This window comes from Pseudomonas sp. NPDC089395 (genome assembly GCF_044749525.1).
Taxonomy (GTDB): domain Bacteria; phylum Pseudomonadota; class Gammaproteobacteria; order Pseudomonadales; family Pseudomonadaceae; genus Aquipseudomonas.
This window is the reverse complement of the sequence record NZ_JBIVID010000016.1, coordinates 49,762-69,039: the sequence shown is the minus strand read 5'-3', so window position 1 is coordinate 69,039 and position 19,278 is coordinate 49,762. Positions and strand designations below refer to the sequence as shown.

Below are 19,278 nucleotides of genomic sequence, written 5' to 3'. Positions count from 1 at the left end.
CAGCGTGGTTAGGTAATGTGCGCACTTTTTTTCGTTTGGCAGGAGAGCCTGATGAACAACAGCGCACTTGTGGTGGCTTTTGGGTTGGCCGTGATCATGGCATCAACCATCAGCGGATACTGCGCATACGAAACGAGTCAGATTGTTCGGAAGGGCTACTACATGGACTCCGAGGCTGCTGAGCCCACTCATGGATTTGAATTTACTGCAGACAGTGTCGAAGAAAAGCGTTAAGTAGCTGAGGAAGACGGGTAAAGAGCATGCAGCGCCTGAGGGCGTTAGTTACTGGGACAGCCTCCGCGTCCGCCCGGACACTCGCCGCCCTCGCCACGGCGGCATGATTCATCGAAGTGATAGGCTTTGCCGCTTAATCTACAGCTGGGCGCGGCGCAGGATGTTCCGGTCGCATGCTCGATCGAGAAATCCAGGCTAACCAGGTTCAGCACTTCATTCAGCCTTTTGCTCGAGCACTGGGGTGATCCGCAAACAGGATTCTCCACTGGCTTCGCCTTGCTCGGCCTGTTTCCCAAACGCCTTGTTAGCCACCCCAAACGGCACATGCACCATCGGCAAATCCCCCGCTGCCGACATCAAGTGACTGCGCTGGTCATCAAAGAACATATGCGGCTTGAGAATCCGCAGCACCCGGTCTTTCTCCATGCCGCCGAGAAAGAACGATTCATCGGGCGAAACCCCCCAGTTCTTCAACGTCGTCACCACCCGCTCATGAGACGGTGCATTGCGCGCCGTGACGATGGCGATTCGCAGAATGCGTTTGTACGCCGGGTCCTGCGCCAGCTTGCGGTCTTCGAGCTGGCGGATCAGCGAGAGTTTGCGATAGAGGTCGGCCAATGGTCCCGGTTGGTGCGAAATGGCTTTGTGCGCTTGCTCATGGGCCTGGAACTCAGTGAGGTCCAGCCGCTGCTTGTACACGCTTTCTGCCTCGTCGTCGGCAATCACCCCATCGAAGTCGAAGGCCACGCGCAGCTCGGTATCGATCTCGTCATCGTAGATGCGGGTTGGCAGTACCAGCCCGGCGGGGTAGTTGGCATCAATTGCGCGTTGCACGTCACCTTCATGGGCGCTGAGGAACAGCGAGGCATTGAAAGCGGGAATGTACTCGTAAGGCGAGCGGCCGGACATGAAGGCGGCACGGGTAATGTCCAGTCCGTAGTGGTCGATCGAGCGAAACACCCGCAGGCCGGTTTCGGGGGAGTTGCGCGAGAGCAGAACCACTTCAACTGGCAATTGCTCGGGAAAGGCCTTGTTGATGCTGAGGAAGCGGCGGATGAAGGGGAAGGCCACACCCTTGGGGAAGGGCACGTCGAGGTGCTCTTCGTGGTGCAGGCGATAAGCGTCGACACCTTCGGACTGGTAGATGGCGTCGGAGTCGGTCAGGTCGAACAGGGCGCTGGAGGCGACGCCGACGACGAGTTTCTGTTGGATGGGGTAAGGCATGGGTGACTTCCCTGGTGAATGCGAGGCTAGGTAAACACAGTGTCATGGCAAAAGCGATGAGGGCGGGCTCGCCGCCGCTCAGGCTTCGGGTATAAGCCCCATCAGCAGGTGGACCTGGCGCTGCAGTTGGCTCACATGCTCGCGTTCGGCGCGAAGCGCAGAGCGTAGCTCGGTGTTCTCCTGCTCATGGATGCGTGCGGTGCGCTCCAGGTCGCGGTCATTTTTCAGCAAGTTCCAGATATCGCCCATGCGTGCGTGCTGCAGGCCTTGCACCACCAGCATGGTGCCGATAACGCCCAGCAAGGTGATTTCGAGAGCTTCCATGGTAAGGCTTCCTTGAGTAGTGGCGTAGTGCCGGTAAGCAGGAAGATATGTCCATTCTGATTACATGTCGATAATGGTGACTTGTACAGGTAAATGAATGGAACAGGTTCTGGCAAGGGACAGTGCCCGTCCTGCACAGGGGGTGAAGGCGTTTTGATATCGCAATGCGCAGCGCAGCCGCCGAATGCCGTGGCTTGCGCATGCTCAAGGCGCTGATGCCTATCACCGCCAAGGCGGGCATCGCATGTGCCTACTTACTTTACACATGCGCTGAACCTTGCTTCGCATATTGCCTGACACGTAGGATTCAGCGACACGTCAAACAGCTTGGCAGACATCGCAGGATCTTGGATGAAACGCACACAACGAATGGAACAAACCCGCTGGGACCTGGCCTTGCGCTACCAGCTGATTGAAACGGTGGTCTGGTGGGAGGGGCGGCTGACGACCAACCACTTGATGCAGAGCTTCGGTATCAGCCGGCAGCAGGCTTCCAAGGACATCAATACCTACATCACCGACTACGCGTCGGAGAACCTGGTCTACGACAAGCAGATAAAAGGCTACGTGCCTACCGAAGCGTTCAAGCCGCTGTTCATCGATGACAGCGCCAGTGCCTACCTGGATCTGCTCAACCAGAACAACGCGCGTGCGCCGCATATCGAAGGCCTGGCCTTGGCCTATGGGCACACTGAAGTGCTCAAGGTCCCTGACCGGTCGGTGCAGCCCGAAGTGCTGCGACCGTTGCTCAAGGCCTGCCGGGAGAAACGGCGCCTGGATATCGACTATGTCTCCTTCAATAGCCCGGAACTGGAGGGGCGTACCATCGCACCGCACACCCTGGTCTATACCGGGATGCGTTGGCATGTGCGGGCGTACTGCGAGAAAAATCGCAAGTACCGCGATTTCGTACTCAGCCGTTTCCGCGGTGTACCGCTGCTGCGCGATGAAGTCACCGAGAACGGCATGGAACACGATACGGAATGGAACTCGCAGATCGATGTGATCTTCAAACCGGACGAGCGCCTGACGCCCGCGCAACGGGCCATTATCGAAGTTGACTACGGCATGCACGAGGGTCGTCTCGTGGTGCCTAGCTCATTGGCGTTGGCCAAGTATGTCGTCCGCCGCTTCCACGTAAACCCCAGTGTTCATGACGCCAGGCCCGAGGCGCAGCAACTGGTGCTGGCCAATCGGGCGGAGCTCAAGCCGTGGCTGAGTCTGGACTGAGCGGCCGCTTTTTGACCTGAAGCAATCCCTTCGCCCAAATCGCCTCTATGCTGAACCCTTCAACTCAAGCTCACTCAGGTAAACAAGGAGGCATTCATGAAAGCTGCAGTTGTTGCCAAAGGGCGCCGCGTCGAGGTGGTGGAAAAGACACTGCGGCCGCTGGCGCACGGTGAAGCATTACTGAAGATGCAGTGCTGCGGCGTATGCCACACGGACTTGCATGTGAAAAACGGCGATTTCGGCGACAAGACCGGCGTGGTCCTGGGCCATGAAGGCATTGGCGTGGTGGTCGAGGTCGGACCAGGTGTGACTTCGCTCAAGCCGGGCGACCGGGCCAGCGTGGCCTGGTTCTACCAGGGCTGCGGGCACTGTGAATACTGCAACAGCGGCAATGAGACGCTGTGCCGCGAAGTGAAGAACTCCGGTTATACCGTTGACGGTGGCATGGCCGAGGCCTGCATCGTGGTGGCGGACTATGCGGTAAAAGTGCCGGACGGCCTCGATTCGGCAGCGGCCAGCAGCATCACCTGCGCCGGGGTGACCACTTACAAGGCCGTGAAATCGTCCAATATCCGCCCGGGGCAGTGGATTGCCATCTATGGCCTTGGCGGCCTGGGCAACCTCGCCCTGCAATACGCGAAAAACGTCTTCAATGCCCGGGTCATTGCGATTGATGTCAATGATGAACAGCTGGCGTTTGCCCGTGAGATGGGCGCCGACCTGGTGCTCAATCCTCGCAGCGAGGATGTGGCCAAGCTCGTTCAGGAAAAGACCGGCGGCGCCCACGCGGCCGTGGTGACGGCTGTATCGAAAAGCGCCTTCAACTCGGCGGTCGATGCCCTGCGAGCAGGTGGGCGGCTGGTTGCCGTAGGCTTGCCGTCTGAAGCCATGAGCCTGGACATCCCGCGCCTGGTGCTCGATGGTATCGAAGTGGTGGGGTCATTGGTCGGTACTCGGCAAGACCTGATCGAAGCCTTCGAGTTCGCCGCGCAAGGCAAGGTGGTGCCGAAGGTGACGCTGCGTCCGGTCGAAGACATCAACGACATTTTCGAAGAGATGCTGGAAGGGAAAATCAAGGGCCGCATGGTCATCAACTTCGAAGGCTGAGCAGCGAAGCCTGTACGATCTCTGTGGGAGCCGGCAAGCCGGCTCCCACAGAGAAATGAAACAAGTGCTTTCAATGCCTAGGTAGTCACAACCCGCCCGTCAACGGCCACTCGACGGCCAGGCGGATCTGGTTGCCATCCAGCTCCGCCTGCGCCGTGTTCCCCCGATGCAGGTTATGCCGCAGCGAGAAAGCCGTTCCCTTGGCCTTTCCGCTCTGCACCACATAGCGTGCCTCCAGGTCCCGCTCCCAGTGCTTGCCGCCCTGGCCATAACCTAGGTAGGCGTAGCCGCCACTGGGGTCGACATGGCTGCCATCGATATCGAACCCGCGCACATACAGCGCCGTCAGGTTCAAGCCGGGCACTCCGTAACCCCCCATGTTCAGGTCATAGCGCGCCTGCCATGACTTCTCGTTCGGTGCGTTGAAGTCGGACATCTGCACCGCGTTGGCAAGGTAGATGGCCCCACGGGTCACGTAGTCGAACGGGGTATCGCCGTGCACCTGCTGCCAACCGAGACTGACGCTGTGCGGCCCCTGGCTGTAGCGTGAGACCAAGCTCCAGGTGGTGTTGTCGATGCGTCCGGACAGGGCCTTGCCAGTGTCGGTAGTGCGGTACAGGTTCAGGTCCAGGCTCAGGCTGCGGCGGTCGTCCAGTGCGTGGGTCACGGTGCTGCCGAGGTAGTGCTGGTTCCAGGTGTCTTCATAGCGGGAGGTATACAGGCTGCCGGTGAATACGGCGCCAGGGTTCCATACCAGGCCGGCCAGGTCGAAGCTATTGCCCTGGCGGCCATCGGAGTAGTTGACCACGAAGCCCTGATCATGGCTTGAGGCGTTGCGGTCGGTGCTCTCGTTGAAGTGCCCCGCGACCAGCTTCAGCGTGTCGATTTCGTTGCTGGATAAGAAGAACCCGGTTGCCGTTTCCGGCAGCAGGCGGCTGTCGGATGAGCTGAACACCGGCGTCTTTACCCGCTGCTCCCCATAGGACAGCACGGTGTTGGACACGCGCACCTTTACCGCCGCGCCGCCCCGGCTGTACTCATTCTTCGGGTGGCCGTCATTGTCCACACCGAGCAGGCGCGCCTTGCCAGCCCGGCCACCACCGCTGTCGAGCTGTACGCCCAGGTAGGCATGGGCATCGACCCCCACGCCAACCAAGCCTCGGGTAAAACCGGACTGCAGCGTCCCCATCAAACCGTAGGCCCATTCTTCAGCCAGGCCATTGCGTTCGCTGCGCGGCTTGTAGGCATTGCGGGCGGCACTGTTGCGCCCGCCATGCTTGTAGTCACGCTGGTCGTACACGGTGCGGTTGAGCAAGCTCCAGCTGCTGTCTTCGAGCAGCCCACGGCTTTGCGATTGCGCAGATTCGGCCAGCGCGGAAAGGGGCAGTGAAGCGCTGGCGAGCAGCAGGGCTGTGGCGCGCAACGGCATGGGGCAGCTTCCTGGTTCAGGGGGCGCGAAAACGCAGGAAGCGCGCGCCGTCGAAGGGGTCGGTGAGGTAGTGGCCGTGCACGCCAAAGGTGCTCAGCAGGCGTTCGGGAGTGAGCACATCCAACGGCCTGCCCAGGGCAACCAGGCGGCCCTGGTCGAGCACTGCCACGCGGTCGCAGGTCAGCGCCTGGTTGAGGTCGTGCAGGGCCACCAGGGTGGTGACCGGCAACGCCTGGACGCGGTGCAGCAGGCTCAGCTGATGCTGGATATCGAGGTGGTTGGTCGGCTCATCGAGCAGCAACACCTGGGGCTGCTGGGCCAACGCGCGGGCGATGTGCACGCGTTGGCGTTCACCACCGGACAGCGAGCCCCAGAGACGTGTGCGCAGGTGCGTGGCATCGAGGTCGGCCAAGGCCTGCTCGACGATGGCGCGGTCCTCGCGGGAAAACGTTGCCAATGCCGACAACCACGGCGTGCGCCCCAGGGCCACGGCATCGAATACGCGAATGGCATCGAGGGTGTCGGCCTGCTGCTCGACCAGCGCCAGGGCCTGGGCGATACGCCGTCGAGGCAGGCGCGCGATGGGCTCGCCAAGCAAGTGGACGCTACCGCTGTGCGGCGTGCGCAGCCCGGCCAGGAGCTTGAGCAACGACGACTTGCCGGAGCCGTTGGGGCCGACGATACCGAGGGTTTCGCCTGGCACTACGCTCAGGTCGATGTCGCGCAGTACAAGGTTACCCGCCAACTGAAAGCTCAAGCCCTGACAGGCGAGAGGGGTGAGGTTCAGCGCTGTCATGGCCGTCATGGGCGCCCCCGGCGGCTGACCAGGATCAGCGCGAACACCGGTGCGCCGATCAGTGCAGTGACCACACCCACTGGAATCACCTGCCCAGGAATCAGTGTGCGCGACAGCACGTCAGCGGCTATCAGAAACAGCGCGCCGCCCAGTGCGCTGGCCGGCAACAGGCGGTTGTGGCCGGGGCCGAGCAACAGGCGCAAGGCGTGTGGAATGACCAGTCCGACGAAACCGATGGCGCCGACGATGGACACCATCACCGCCGTCACCAACGCCGCGCAGCAGATCAACAGCCACTGCGTGCGGCGCACGGCAACGCCCAGCGAGGCCGCCGAATCGGTGCCGAAGGTGAAGGCGTCCAAGGCGCGGCGCTGCCACAGGCACACCAGCAAGCCGACTAACGCTGCGGGCAGCGCTAGCCACACCGACGGCCAACGCACGCCGCTGAGGTTGCCCAGCAGCCAGAACAGAATGCCGCGCGCCTGTTCGGCGGTGGCCGACTTGGTGATGAGGAACGCGGTGAGGGCGTTGAACAGCTGCGAGCCGGCGATGCCCGCCAGGATCACCTGGGCGTTATGGCTGCTCGGGCCGGCCGCACGGGCCAGCAACAGCACCAGGGCGAAGGCCGTCAGCGCGCCGATGAAGGCACCGGCGGACAGGCTCAGGGCCGCACTGCCCAGGCCCAGCAGGCCGACCAGTACCGCACCGGTCGAGGCGCCTGCCGACAAGCCCAGCAGGTACGGCTCGGCCAGTGGATTGCGCAGCAGCGCCTGGAGGATCACCCCGCAGGTCGCCAACCCGGCGCCGCAGGCGGCGGCGACCAGGGTGCGGGTCAAGCGGTAGTTCCAGACGATGCCGGCGTCGATCGGGTCGACCGGGTAATCGGCTTGCCACAGGTGGTTGGCCAGCACCTGGCAGACCAGCCGCAGCGACAACTGGGTTTCGCCAATGGCCGTGCCGGCCAGCACGGCCACCAGCAGGGTCAGCAGGGCGAGGCCTGCGAGCAGGATGGCGAAACGGGGCTGCATGCTGGGCGATCTCCTATCGGACAGTTCACGGAAGGAACCCACGGACAGGCATCGCCGAGCCCCGCACGCAGCGGGGGCAGCACCAATGGCCAATCCCGGACACCCCGCCGGTTGGTGAATGTAGGCCGGCAGGTCTCCTGACTGGTGCGTCGTCGCCCGGCTCCGGCCTTCCCGGGTCGGTTGACCCAGTGGCATCGATGGAGCGGGCTCGGCACCTACAGTTGCGGGGGCAGTTCCGTTTGGCACGCCTTGGGCGGGCCTGGGATTCCCTGTTAGTTCCATGGTGGAAACCGGCGGGCGGCATGGTAGACCATCACGCCGCCAGGTGAAACGCTAAATCACAGGTACTTGAGCCAGGTGATATCGCGCCGGCGTGCCTTGAGCCGGGCAAATCCGCGCACCGGCAGGTACAGCGCCACGGCCAGCAGCACGGCGGTGAGCCACACCGCGACGATGCCGTCGAAGCCGAAGTAGTCGCCGTGGTTGCGCCCGAACAGGGCGACGCTGGCCAGGTACAGCAGCTTCAGCACGTACAGGTGCAGCAGGTAGAAGAACATCGGCGCCGCGCCAAACACTGCCAGGGCGCTGATCCAGCGGGCCTGCCCGGCGCGCTCGAAGGTACGCAGCAATAGCAGGCCGCAGCCCAGGGTCAGGGCCAGGAACAGCAGCGACGGTGGGTACTTGGTGATGTTGAAGAAACTCATCAGGGTCTGGGTCACGGTCGGGAAGCCGCTCCAGGGGGCTTCGCCGTAGCCGTTCTGGATGCGCAGCACCATGAAGCCGAGCAGGGCGATGACCCCGGCCAGCAGCAGGTGGTACTGGCGTTGTTGCGCATCGCTACCTCGGGCGAACCAGGGGCCGAGGCCATAGCCCAAGGCGATCACGCCGATCCATGGCAGCACCGGGTAGGAAGTGCGCAAACGCAGGTTTTCGGAGAGCTCCAGCCAGCCACGGTCATGCAGGATCGCCCAGGGCACGTGCAGGGCGGACTCGACGCCGAAGTGCAGGCCATCGAGCAGGTTGTGCCCGGCCATGATCACGGCCCCCACGGCCAACAGCGCCGGGCGCGGCAGCCACACCAGCAGGGACAGGGCGAGCATGCTGATGCCGATGGCCCAGATCACCTGCAGGTAGATGACGCTGGGCGGCAGCTGGAACGTCCAGGCGAAGTTGACCAGGGTGAACTCCAGCACCACCAGGAACAGCCCGCGCTTGAACAGGAAGGCCGAGACATCGCTGCGGCCCTGGTATTTTTCGCCGTACAGCCAGGCCGACAGGCCCGTGAGCAGGACGAACACCGGCGCGCACAGGTGGGCCAGGGTGCGGCTGGCGAACAGCGACGGGTCGGTGGCGTCGATGGCCATCGGGTCACTGACCTGGCGGTGCAGGAAGAAGGTTTCGCGCACATGGTCGAGGAGCATGAACAGGATCACCAGGCCGCGCAGGGCGTCGATGCTTTGCAGGCGCTGGGTGAGCTGGGTGGGAATGGCGGCGGCACTGGTCATGGAAGGGGTCGCAGGCAGGAATGGATGTCAAATGAAACGTTATCTTATAACTATTTTGTTCAGGCATGGAAGTTGTTCTTGAGCTGTTCATGCTGGCCTCTTCGCGGGACAAGCCCGCTCCCACAGGTACGCCACCGATTTCGAGATCAGTGTTGAACCTGTGGGAGCGGGCTTGCCCCGCGAAGAGGCCAGCTCAGTCACCTCAAATCAAAAGCGGTAATCCACCGTGGCAAAATACGACCGCGGCGCCCCCATCACCCACTGCGTGCCACTGAACGCCGAAGCCACATACTCCCGGTCGAACAGGTTGTTCACCTGCAACCCCAACCGCACATCCGGCAGCACCCGCCAGCCGATATTGGCATCGACCACGGTGTACCCCGGCGCACGCTGGGTGTTGGCAGTGTCGGCATAACGCTCGTCCACATAGCGCGCGCCCATACCCACTTCCACTTGCTGGCCGAAGCCCTTGCTCAGCCATAGGTTGGCGCTACGCCGCGGCACGTTGGTCGGGCGATTGCCAGCGCGGTCCTGGGGCACGCCGCCGACCATCTCGTCGAATTCGTCATACTTGGCGCGCACCACCGCGGCATTTGCCGAAACCTGCCACTGCTGCGGCAAACTCAGCTCCAGCGTCGCCTCCAGGCCATCGGACGTCTGTTGCCCAGCTTGTTGCGGTTCATGGGTGAATGGGTCATCCACCAGCAGCTTCTTCTTGACGATGTGGTAGGCCGCCAGCGTCCACTCGCCCCGACCTTCCCAGAACCGCTGCTTGAGGCCCAGCTCAGTCTGCTTGGCCTCGGTCAGGTCGTAGTGCATCTGGCTGGGGCTCAGGCTGACCAGGTTGTTCACCCCGTCCTCGCTAGTGGAGTACTGGCCATACAGCGACAGGTCGTCGGTGACCGCGAACACCAACCCTGCGCGCCAGTTGCCACCCTGCAGGCTACGGTCACTGCGGCTGCCGTCGGTGAGGTCGTCGCGGTCGATATGGTTCTGGTCGCGGCGCACGCCGGTCACCAGCGACAGGCGCTCGGTCAGCTGCAGGCGGTTCTCGGCGAACAGGGCGAAGGTGTGGGTGGTGGACAAGGTTTGCGGGCGCGTGGGCGAATCGCTGTGGAACCAAGCCGGCTCCGGCTGCCACGGGTCGATGTAGTCGCCGCCCACGTCGCTGTAGGGCGCGTTGCTGTCGACGTTGAAACGCACCTTGTTGTACTCGACACCGACCAGCGTCCTGCTGGTCAGGCCGAACAGCGAATGGTCGAAGGTGAAGGTCTGGCGGTCGCCGATCTGCTCCTGGTTGTGCTTGATCTCCAGGTAGCTCTGGCGCAGCAGCTGCTCGCGATCGACGTCCCAGTTGTAGTTCTCGGCGTTGCGCCAGTGGCGGCGGCTCTTGATGTAGTAGAGCTGATTACTGGCACTGACTTGGTCGTTGATGGTCCAGTCGGTGGTGAAGCGGGTCCACTCGTCGTGGTATCGCTGTACGTCATTCTGGATGTTGTAGTTCTTCTTGCGCAGGCTGCTGCGGTAATGGCCGTCGATCAGCGGCGTGCCGTAGTAGTTGGCAGGCTCGGCATCGCCTCGCTCATGGGCCAGGGTAAAACTCAGGTCGTCGCTGGCGTCGAAACGCAGCGCGGCGCTCAGGGCCAGGCTGCGCGAATCGGTGCGGTCGACCCAGCCGTTGCCGGCTTGCTGGTTCAGGGTGAGGCGGTAGCTCAAGCGCTCGCTGAGGCTGCCGCCGCTGTCCAGGCCCAGTTGCTGGCGGTCCCAGGAGCCGTAGCCCAGGCGCAGGTGGTTGTGGATTTCACCGGCGAAGGGCTTTTTCGGGATGACGTTGATCACCGCTCCGGTGGCGCCCTCGCCATACAGCACCGAGGCAGGGCCACGGATCACCTCGATGCGCTCGACCATCCACGGGTCGACCGGGAAGGTCTGGGTACCTGCGCCGGTGAACAGGTGCGCGCCGTCGAACAGGGTCATTACCGAGCCATGCCCGGTAAAGCCACGCGCCGACAGGCCGGTGCCGCCATCGCCCGGGTTGCCGATGAAGGTGATGCCCGGCGAGCGGGTTACTGCGTCCTGCACGGTGAGGTTGTTGCGCTGCTGAATCTGCTCGTCGGTAATGCTACTGGTGCTGGCCGGGGTTTCCAGGGCGCTCAAATTCAGGCGCGAACCCGCCTCGGTCGGCGTGGCAAGGTCGACATGCTGCTGATCGTGGGTATCGGTAATGGCCGTGGCGGGCAGTGCCAGCACCTGGCTGTCGTGCTCGTCGGCCAAGGCCGGGAAGGAGACGGCCAGGCAGGCCGCCAGAGGGTGAAACTTGAAGAAACGGGACATGTCTTTCCACTACTGCAGGAATGAATGGATCCCGGTGGAAAACACGCAAAGGCGAACCGCGCACGCAGGCCGCGCACGCGGATACCGGCCTGCGCCCGCCCACCGCGGGTTGCCAAGTGAAGCTTCAGGCCGGTCTCCGGGCTTACGAGGGGCATGACGCCTTCACCTTCCCATGCAGGCGCACAGTGGTGTGTCGAAGGCGTCGCTCGTTTACCGTTGCGGGGGCAGCGCCGGACTTGTCGTGGACCACGACGCACCGGCTTCCCGTTTCACCCTGCGCGCGGCGGCGCAGGACACCTGAAACTGGCGCGCATCTGACCATTGGTCGGGACGCGCGTCAATCCTTACCTGCGGCTGACGGTCAGTGGGCACCCGCCGCCTTGCTCAAATCACGCTCCGCCCACTCGGTGTAGATGCAGGCATCGGCCACCGCCCAACGCACTTTCACCGTGTCGCCCGGTTGCATCGGCATGCCGGCGGCGGACAGCGCTTTCACGGTCAGTTCGGTGCCGCCTGGCGTCATCACATGACAGGTCTGGCTTTCGCCGAGGAACAACACTTCGCCGACCTTGGCAATCACCTCGTTCCAGCCCGCAGGCAACGGTTCACGCGCGGCCTGGTCGACGCTCAGGGCCAGGGCTTTTTCCGGGCGCACCATGATGAGTGCTTCCTGCCCGACTGCCAGGCCAGGTGTCAGGCGTATGGCCACCGATTGCCCTTCGAAGCTGCCGGCACCGTGACTGCTGGCCTTGATCCGCAGGAAGTTCGAGTTGCCCAGGAACGAGGCGACGAAGGCATTGGGCGGGTTCTGGTAGAGGTCATAGCCGGTGCCCAGGCCGACGATCTTGCCGTGGCTGAAGATGGCGATGCGCTGGGACAGGCGCATGGCTTCTTCCTGGTCGTGGGTGACGTAGACGATGGTGATGCCCAGGCGCCGGTGCAGCTGGCGCAACTCGTCCTGCAGGTCTTCGCGCAGCTTCTTGTCCAGCGCGCCGAGCGGTTCGTCCATCAGCAGGATGCGTGGCTCGTACACCAGCGCGCGGGCGATCGCCACGCGCTGCTGCTGGCCGCCGGACATCTGCGACGGCTTGCGGTGGGCGAATTTCTCCAGCTGCACCAGCTTGAGCATGGCGTCGACCCGCTTGTTGATCTCGGCGGCGCCGAGCTTGCGGATGGCCAGCGGGAAGGCGATGTTGTCGCGCACGTTCAGGTGCGGGAACAGCGAGTAGCGCTGGAACACCATGCCGATGTCACGTTTGTGCGGCGGCACGTTCACCAGCGACTGGCCCTCGACCAGGATCTCGCCGCTGCTGGGCGTTTCGAAACCGGCCAGCATCGACAGGGTGGTGGACTTGCCCGAACCGCTGGAGCCGAGGAAGGTGAGGAACTCGCCGTCCTGGATTTCGAGGTCCAGGTTGTCCACGGCGGTGAAGTCGCCGTAGTGCTTGTTCAGGCCGCGCAGGCTGACCAGGGTCTTGTTGTGCGCGTTGTCTTTGATCACTGCACTCATTGTTGTTGTCTCCGGGCACTCAGGCGTTGACTTCGGTGCGCCGGCGCAAGGCGGCGGCAATAACCATGACCATCAGCGACAGGCCGATCAGCAGCGTCGAAGCGACGGCGATCACCGGGCTCAGGTCCTGGCGCAGGGTGGTCCACATTTTCACCGGCAGGGTCTGCAGATCGGGGCTGGCCATCATCACGCTGAGCACCACCTCGTCCCACGAGACCAGGAAGGCGAACAGGCCGCCGGCGATCATCCCCGGGCGAATCGCCGGGAAGGTCACCTTGAAGATCGCCTGCAGGCGCGACGCCCCACAGATCACCGCGGCATCCTCGATCGACTGATCGAACAGCTTCAGCGAGTTGATGATCGAGATGATGGTGAAGGGCAGGGCGACGATTACGTGGCTGACCACGAAGGCGAACAGCGTGCCGGTGTAGCCCAGCTTGAGGAACAGCGCATACACCGCCACCGCGATGATCACCAGCGGCACGATCATCGGCATGGTGAACAGGCCGTAGAGCATCTCACGGCCGGGGAAGCGGCCGCGTACCAGCGCGAACGCGGTGGGCAGGCCCAGCAGCACGGCGAACACGGTGGTCAGTACGGCGACCTTGAGGCTGGCCAGGGCAGCGTCCATCCACTCCGGGTTGGCGAAGAACTGGGTGTACCACTTGAAGGTCCAGCCCGGTGGCGGGAACACCAGCCACTGGGACGAGCCGAACGACAGCAGCACGATGAACACCACCGGCAGCAGCAGGAACGCGGCGATGACCCCGGTGGTCAGGTACAGGCCCGTGCGCAGTGGGCGGCCCATGGCATTGGGTGACAGAAGCATGGCGGATTACCTCGCGTTGCCGACCGGGGATTCCGGCTGCAGCTTCAGGTACAGGTAGAAGAGCACCAGGGTGATCACCACCAGCAGTGCGGCGGCGGCGCTGGCCAGGCCCCAGTTGAGGAACGACTGCACCTGCTGGATGATGAATTCGGGCAGCATCATGTTCTGCGCACCGCCGAGCAGGGCCGGGGTGACGTAGTAACCGAGCGACATCACGAACACCATCAGCGCACCGGAGAACAGCCCCGAGCGGCACAACGGCAGGAACACCTTCCAGAAGTTGGTCCAGGGGCTGGCGCCGCAGATCGAGCCGGCCTGCAGCACCATCGGGTCGATGGCATGCATGGTCGCCTGCAGCGGCAGCACGATGAACGGGATCATGATGTAGCTCATGCCGATCACCACACCGGTCAGGTTGTGCACCATCTCCAGCGGGGTATCGATGATGCCCAGGGCCATCAACACCTTGTTGATCACCCCCGAGCTCTGCAGCAGCACCAGCCACGAGTAGGTGCGCGCCAACAGGCTAGTCCACATCGACAGCAGCACGATGTTCAGCAGCCAGCGGCCCCAGCCCTTGGGCACCAGGGTGATCGCCCAGGCCAGCGGGAAGCCCAGCAGCACGCTGATCAGGGTGACCACGCCGGCCACCGAGAAGGTGTTGAACAGCACCCGCGCATAGGCCGAGTTGGCGAACAGCTGCTCGTAGTTGCCCAGCCCCGGCACCGGTTCCAGCACGCCGCGCAGCAGCAGGCCGATCAGCGGGGCGAAGAAGAACAGACCAAGGAACAGCAGGGCGGGCAGCAGGTTGCGGCTGCCTTTCCAACGGCGGTTCAGCGGTTCGCGGCGAGGGGCCGCTCCCGGGGCGCCGGCGCCCGTGGGGGCACCTTGCGCGTTGTGCAGGGCGTTGATGGCGACTTTCATTTCACCAGCCACTCATTCCAGCGCGCGGCGATGGCCTGGCCGTTCTTCGCCCAGTAGGCGAAGTCCAGGGTGACCTGGTCCTGGGCGTAGGCGGTCGGCAGGTTTTGCGCGAGGTCTTTGTCGAGCTTGGTTACGCTGTCGATGTTCACCGGGGCGTAGGCGGTCTTGTTGGCGAACTCGGCCTGGCCCTCGGCGCTGCTGGCATTGGCCAGGAACTTCATGGCCGCGTCCTTGTTCTTGGCGCCTTTGGGGATGACCAGGAAATCGGCCATGACCAGGTTCTGCTTCCAGCTCACGCCCACCGGTGCGCCGTCTTGCTGCAGGGCGTAGACGCGGCCGTTCCAGAACTGGCCGAGCGAGGCTTCACCGGAGGCCAGCAGCTGCTGCGACTGGGCGCCGCCGCCCCACCAGACGATGTCTTTCTTGATGGTGTCGAGCTTCTTGAAGGCGCGGTCCAGGTCCAGCGGATAGAGCTTGTCGGCAGGGACGCCATCAGCCAGCAGGGCCAGTTCCAGCACGCCGGGGCTTGGCCACTTGTACAGGGCGCGCTTGCCGGGGTAGGTCTTGGTGTCGAACAGCGCGGTCCAGTCCACCGGCTTGTTGGCGCCGAGCTTGCCTTCGTTGTAGCCGAGCACGAAGGAGAAGAAGAACGAACCGACGCCATGGTCGGAGACGAAACGCGGGTCGATCTTGTCGCGTTGGATGGTGTTGAAGTCCAGGGGCTCGAGCAGGCCTTCGCTGGCGGCGCGCAAGGCAAAGTCGGCTTCGACGTCGACCACGTCCCACTGCACGTTGCCGCTCTCGACCATGGCCTTGAGCTTGCCGTAGTCGGTTGGGCCGTCCTGCACCACCTTGATGTCGGTCGCCTTGCTGAAGGGTACGGCCCATGCTTCTTTCTGGGCGTCCTGGGTGGTCCCGCCCCAGCTGACGAAGTTGAGGCTGTCGGCGGCCTGGGTGGCCTGACAAGCCAGGGTCAGCAGGCTGGCGGACAGCACTGCGGTTACACGTTTGCTCAACAGCATGGTTACGCCCTCGTTGCTTTTGTTATTCGAGGCGGGGCTGGGTGTGCGCCCGCCAACAGTATTCGGGGAGCAGCTCTGACAATGTGTGGTGGCCGTTTTTTGAGTCTAGGCGGCGGCCTGAGAATTCAAGGTCTACGGGATATCATATTATGGTATTCCAAACTTTTCGCAAGAGGGGGAGGCGACCGGCCATCACTCCGTGGGCTTTGGGCTTGCGCAGTCCCCTGTGGGAGCATCTCTTTTGCTTGTGGGAGCGGGCTTGCCCCGCGAACACCGGCGAAGCCGGTGCCATCCACCGCGCTGCCTGTTTCGCGGGACAAGCCCGCTCCCACAAGATCCCCGCCTATTCAGGTAGCCAAGGACGGCTCGAACGGAATGCTCTGCACCACCTCCAGCTCATACCCCGCCAGCCCCGCATACTTGAGCGGCGGCCCCAAGTGGCGCAGCTTGCCCACGCCCAGGTCCTGCAGAATCTGCGCGCCAGTCCCGACCTCCGAATACACCTTCGACTGCCCACGCTGGTACGGCCGCACGGGCTGGGTCAGTTGCGGCACCCGCTCCAGCAGTGCCTGCGAGGACTCGTGGTTGGCCAGGATCACCACCACCCCAACGCCTTCCTCGGCCACCTTCTGCAGCGCCGCCCACAACGTCCAGTTGGCCGGCCCTGCGTACTCGGCCCCGACCAGGTCGCGCAGCGGGTCGATCACATGCACGCGCACCAGCGTCGGCTGCTCGCGGCGGATATCGCCCATCACCATGGCCATGTGCACACCGCCTTCGATGCGATCCTCGTAGGTGACCAGGCGGAAGGTGCCATGCACGGTCGGCAGTTCGCGCTCGCCGATGCGCTTGATGGTCTGCTCGGTGCTCAGGCGGTAGTGGATCAGGTCGGCGATGGTGCCGATCTTGATGCCATGTTGGGCGGCGAATACTTCAAGGTCGGGGCGGCGGGCCATGGTGCCGTCGTCGTTGAGCACCTCGACGATCACCGAAGCCGGGGTAAAGCCGGCCAGGCGGGCCAGGTCGCAACCGGCCTCGGTGTGGCCGGCGCGGGTCAGCACGCCGCCTTCGCGGGCGCGCAGGGGGAAGATGTGGCCGGGCTGCACCAGGTCTTCGGGGCGGGCATCGGCGGCCATCGCCGCGGCCACGGTGCGCGCCCGGTCGGCGGCGGAGATACCGGTGGTGACGCCGCTGGCGGCTTCGATCGACACGGTGAAGGCGGTGCTGAACACGCTGCCGTTCGCCGGGACCATCTGCTCAAGGCCCAAGCGCTGGCAGTGTTCGTCGGTCAGCGTCAGGCAGATCAGCCCACGCGCTTGGCGGGCCATGAAGTTGATGGCCTGGGCGTCACAGCACTCGGCGGCGATCAGCAGGTCGCCTTCGTTTTCCCGGTCTTCGTCGTCCACCAGCAGCACCATCTTGCCTTGCCGGTAGTCCTCGAGGAGTTCTTCGATGGTGTTGAAAGCCATGCTGCACGCTCACTGTGATGGGGGTGGTTTTATGGTATACCATCATACACAAATAGTTTTGCAACAGGAGAGCAGCGGATGAAAGCCTATTGGATCGCCCATGTGGACGTGACCGACCCTGAGCAGTACCAGCAGTACACCCAGCGCGCGCCGGCGGCGTTTGCGGCATTTGGCGGCCGGTTTCTGGCCCGGGGCGGGCGTAGCGAGGCGATGGAAGGGCGGCAGACGCCGCAGCGCAGCGTGGTGATCGAGTTCGATTCGTATGAGCAGGCGGTGGCCTGTTATCGGTCCGAGCTGTATCAGGAAGCCTGCAGCCACCGGCAAGGGGTGGCGAAGGCTGAGGTGATCATTGTGGAAGGGTTCGAGTCTTGAGCCGTGCTTGATGGCCCTATCGCTGGCAAGCCAGCTCCCACAGATACTCCGCCGTTCTTGAAACCGGTGGTGTACCTGTGGGAGCCGGCTTGCCGGCGATAGGGCCAGCTCAGGCTATGCTTGCCCCATGAGCACACCTCCACCTCTACGCCAACCGTGCCCCCCTGGCGCCTGCGACTGCGGCCGAGAAAACCTGGCCGAGAGCCCGCCAGCGGCCCAGCGCATCCTGCTGCTTACCCGGCAGGAAGAAAAACGCCTGGTCGAACGCCTTGAGAATTTGAAGGATCTGGAAGACCTGCAGCGCCTGCAGGTGCGGATGTTCGAGAACCTTGGCATTCGCGTGCGCATTGCTCCGGGGTTCAACGAAGTGCGGACCATGCGCGGGATCGTCATCGAGCTCGATGCCCAGCCTGGGTTGTGCCGCAAGACCCGTCAATCGATTCCGGCGGCGATTCGGCGAGGGTTGGAACGCAATCCTGAGGTCGCGTTTCGGTTGCTGGATGCGCATGACTTGCTACGGGATGCGTGAGGGCTGGCGGGTGTTCGGCGGGCTTTTTGGGGTGGGGCGGAAATCGAGCGCCGCCCGCGCGGCGCATCGCGGATGAATCCGCTCCTACATTTGTTGCAACGCGCCTTTGTCTGATAGGCCATGGTTGCCTGCCTTGGTGGTACGACGCGATTTTTGTGGTTGGCGCGTGGCACGCCTCGAATTTTGGGCGGGCGCCAATGGTGGACAATCATGGCCTGACAGACCGTGGCACGTTGCAACAAATGTAGGAGCGGATTCATCCGCGATGCGCCGCGCGGGCGGCGCTTGATCTCAACCCCACCGCAAGACTCAAATCGAGCCCCTAATTTTTCCGAATCTTCCTACGTCTACCTGAGAGCCCTCCCACGCCAAGCGCGTACCGGCATCCCTCACTCAAGGAGACAGGCAATGACTTCCGTATTCGACCGCGACGATATCCAGTTCCAGGTAGTGGTCAACCACGAAGAGCAGTATTCCATCTGGCCCGACTACAAGGCGATTCCCAACGGCTGGCGCGCCGTGGGCAAGAAAGGCCTGAAGCAGGACTGCCTGGCCTACATCGACGAAGTCTGGACCGACATGCGCCCTCTGAGCCTGCGCCAGAAGATGGCCGAAGTCGCCGCCCAGTGACCCCCCTCAACCTGCTGTGCCTGCCGTATTCCGGTGCCAGTGCGATGGTCTACAGCCGCTGGCGGCGCAAGCTGCCGGCCTGGCTGCAGGTGCACCCGGTCGAGCTGCCCGGGCGCGGTGCGCGCATGGCCGAGCCGTTGCACACCGACCTGCAGGCCCTGGCCCGGCAACTGGCCGCCGAACAACGCCTGGCCACCGCCGCGCCCTATGCGCTGCTCGGCCACAGCCTGGGCGCGCTGCTGGCTTTCGAGCTGGCCCACGAGCTGCGCGCGTTGGGATGCCCGGAGCCGGTGGCGCTGTTCGCCTGCGGGACGGCGGCGCCAACCCGGCGTGAGGGCTATGACGGAAAGGACTGGCGCGAACCGAAGAGCGATGACGCGCTGAAAAGCGAGTTGCGCGCGCTCAATGGCACGCCGGAAGAAGTGCTGGCCAACGACGAACTGATGAGCCTGACCCTGCCCATCCTGCGCGCCGACTTCCTGCTCTGTGGCCGTTATGCCTATCGTCAGCGGCCCGCGTTGTCCTGCCCGCTGTATGTGCTGGGAGCAGATGCTGACCGCGCCAGTGAGGCGCAACTGTTGGCCTGGAGGCAGGAAAGCTGCGGCCATTTCTCGTTGGAAATGTTCCCCGGTGGCCATTTCTTCATTCATGAGCAGGAAGACGCAATCCTTGAGACATTGACCTTGCGCTTGCAATCCGCCCTTCAAGCAGCACCTCAGGTGTCTGTCATCTGACCAGGATTGCAGCGACATACGTGTGCTCGCCACACCGACTTAATGGCA

The 19,278-nt window shown here is 63.5% G+C and carries 19 protein-coding genes and 2 riboswitches; of the genes, 7 read left to right on the top strand and 12 right to left on the bottom strand.

Annotated features, from left to right (window positions below; genetic code table 11):
* The first annotated feature begins 51 nt into the window (after nucleotides 1-51).
* On the top strand, nucleotides 52-234 hold the full coding sequence (locus ACIPZG_RS24755; protein ID WP_400717780.1) for a hypothetical protein: 183 nt from the start codon (nucleotides 52-54) through the stop codon (nucleotides 232-234).
* Nucleotides 235-447: 213 nt separating this feature from the next.
* Here the strand turns inward: ACIPZG_RS24755 and ACIPZG_RS24750 are convergent, their stop codons facing one another.
* A complete protein-coding gene (locus ACIPZG_RS24750; RefSeq protein ID WP_400717777.1) occupies nucleotides 448-1,458 on the bottom strand; it encodes a 5'-nucleotidase in 1,011 nt (336 codons plus the stop codon).
* 78 nt (nucleotides 1,459-1,536) lie between these two features.
* On the bottom strand, nucleotides 1,537-1,782 hold the full coding sequence (locus tag ACIPZG_RS24745) for a hypothetical protein (protein WP_400717775.1): 246 nt from the start codon (nucleotides 1,780-1,782) through the stop codon (nucleotides 1,537-1,539).
* Nucleotides 1,783-2,133: 351 nt separating this feature from the next.
* On the opposite strand from ACIPZG_RS24745, the gene ACIPZG_RS24740 reads away from it, so the two are divergent.
* The gene (locus ACIPZG_RS24740) at nucleotides 2,134-3,012 is read left to right on the top strand and encodes a helix-turn-helix transcriptional regulator (RefSeq protein WP_400717772.1); all 879 of its coding nucleotides are present in this window, start codon (nucleotides 2,134-2,136) and stop codon (nucleotides 3,010-3,012) included.
* A 96-nt stretch (nucleotides 3,013-3,108) separates the two neighbouring features.
* Nucleotides 3,109-4,119 (top strand): alcohol dehydrogenase AdhP, encoded by a 1,011-nt coding sequence (gene adhP, locus ACIPZG_RS24735; protein ID WP_400717770.1) that lies wholly within the window; start codon nucleotides 3,109-3,111, stop codon nucleotides 4,117-4,119.
* 85 nt (nucleotides 4,120-4,204) lie between these two features.
* On the opposite strand, the gene ACIPZG_RS24730 is transcribed toward adhP, so the two are convergent.
* The 10 genes from ACIPZG_RS24730 to ribBA form a co-directional block, all read right to left on the bottom strand.
* Nucleotides 4,205-5,548, bottom strand: coding sequence for an OprD family porin (locus ACIPZG_RS24730; protein WP_400717768.1), 1,344 nt, complete (start codon nucleotides 5,546-5,548; stop codon nucleotides 4,205-4,207).
* Between the two features lie 16 nt (nucleotides 5,549-5,564).
* Entirely contained in the window at nucleotides 5,565-6,353 is a 789-nt protein-coding gene (locus ACIPZG_RS24725) for an ABC transporter ATP-binding protein (RefSeq protein ID WP_400717766.1), read from the bottom strand.
* Nucleotides 6,350-7,372, bottom strand: coding sequence for a FecCD family ABC transporter permease (locus ACIPZG_RS24720; RefSeq protein ID WP_400717763.1), 1,023 nt, complete (start codon nucleotides 7,370-7,372; stop codon nucleotides 6,350-6,352). Before ACIPZG_RS24720 ends, ACIPZG_RS24725 begins: the two co-directional genes overlap by 4 nt.
* Before the next feature lie 109 nt (nucleotides 7,373-7,481).
* A riboswitch (cobalamin riboswitch) is annotated at nucleotides 7,482-7,682 on the bottom strand.
* A gap of 28 nt (nucleotides 7,683-7,710) precedes the next feature.
* Nucleotides 7,711-8,877, bottom strand: a complete 1,167-nt coding sequence (locus ACIPZG_RS24715; protein ID WP_400717761.1) for a DUF1624 domain-containing protein — start codon at nucleotides 8,875-8,877, stop codon at nucleotides 7,711-7,713.
* Between the two features lie 207 nt (nucleotides 8,878-9,084).
* Nucleotides 9,085-11,211: a TonB-dependent receptor gene (locus tag ACIPZG_RS24710; protein WP_400717759.1), complete on the bottom strand. Its 2,127-nt coding sequence runs from the start codon at nucleotides 11,209-11,211 to the stop codon at nucleotides 9,085-9,087.
* 109 nt (nucleotides 11,212-11,320) lie between these two features.
* A riboswitch (cobalamin riboswitch) is annotated at nucleotides 11,321-11,527 on the bottom strand.
* A 45-nt stretch (nucleotides 11,528-11,572) separates the two neighbouring features.
* On the bottom strand, nucleotides 11,573-12,721 hold the full coding sequence (locus tag ACIPZG_RS24705; protein ID WP_400717756.1) for an ABC transporter ATP-binding protein: 1,149 nt from the start codon (nucleotides 12,719-12,721) through the stop codon (nucleotides 11,573-11,575).
* Nucleotides 12,722-12,740: 19 nt separating this feature from the next.
* Nucleotides 12,741-13,550, bottom strand: coding sequence for an ABC transporter permease (locus ACIPZG_RS24700; RefSeq protein WP_400717754.1), 810 nt, complete (start codon nucleotides 13,548-13,550; stop codon nucleotides 12,741-12,743).
* A gap of 6 nt (nucleotides 13,551-13,556) precedes the next feature.
* The gene (locus ACIPZG_RS24695; protein ID WP_008099926.1) at nucleotides 13,557-14,474 is read right to left on the bottom strand and encodes an ABC transporter permease; all 918 of its coding nucleotides are present in this window, start codon (nucleotides 14,472-14,474) and stop codon (nucleotides 13,557-13,559) included.
* On the bottom strand, nucleotides 14,471-15,496 hold the full coding sequence (locus ACIPZG_RS24690) for a polyamine ABC transporter substrate-binding protein (protein WP_400717752.1): 1,026 nt from the start codon (nucleotides 15,494-15,496) through the stop codon (nucleotides 14,471-14,473). The genes ACIPZG_RS24695 and ACIPZG_RS24690 overlap by 4 nt, the downstream gene beginning before the upstream one ends.
* A gap of 347 nt (nucleotides 15,497-15,843) precedes the next feature.
* Nucleotides 15,844-16,965, bottom strand: coding sequence for a bifunctional 3,4-dihydroxy-2-butanone-4-phosphate synthase/GTP cyclohydrolase II (ribBA, locus tag ACIPZG_RS24685; protein WP_400717750.1), 1,122 nt, complete (start codon nucleotides 16,963-16,965; stop codon nucleotides 15,844-15,846).
* A 78-nt stretch (nucleotides 16,966-17,043) separates the two neighbouring features.
* On the opposite strand from ribBA, the gene ACIPZG_RS24680 reads away from it, so the two are divergent.
* The 4 genes from ACIPZG_RS24680 to ACIPZG_RS24665 all read left to right on the top strand — a co-directional run bounded on the left by ACIPZG_RS24680 (nucleotide 17,044) and on the right by ACIPZG_RS24665 (nucleotide 19,230).
* Nucleotides 17,044-17,337 (top strand): DUF1330 domain-containing protein, encoded by a 294-nt coding sequence (locus ACIPZG_RS24680; RefSeq protein WP_400717748.1) that lies wholly within the window; start codon nucleotides 17,044-17,046, stop codon nucleotides 17,335-17,337.
* A gap of 127 nt (nucleotides 17,338-17,464) precedes the next feature.
* Entirely contained in the window at nucleotides 17,465-17,866 is a 402-nt protein-coding gene (locus ACIPZG_RS24675; RefSeq protein WP_400717746.1) for a hypothetical protein, read from the top strand.
* A gap of 408 nt (nucleotides 17,867-18,274) precedes the next feature.
* Nucleotides 18,275-18,496, top strand: coding sequence for an MbtH family protein (locus ACIPZG_RS24670; RefSeq protein WP_400717743.1), 222 nt, complete (start codon nucleotides 18,275-18,277; stop codon nucleotides 18,494-18,496).
* Nucleotides 18,493-19,230: a thioesterase II family protein gene (locus ACIPZG_RS24665; RefSeq protein ID WP_400717741.1), complete on the top strand. Its 738-nt coding sequence runs from the start codon at nucleotides 18,493-18,495 to the stop codon at nucleotides 19,228-19,230. The genes ACIPZG_RS24670 and ACIPZG_RS24665 overlap by 4 nt, the downstream gene beginning before the upstream one ends.
* Nucleotides 19,231-19,278: the final 48 nt, after the last annotated feature.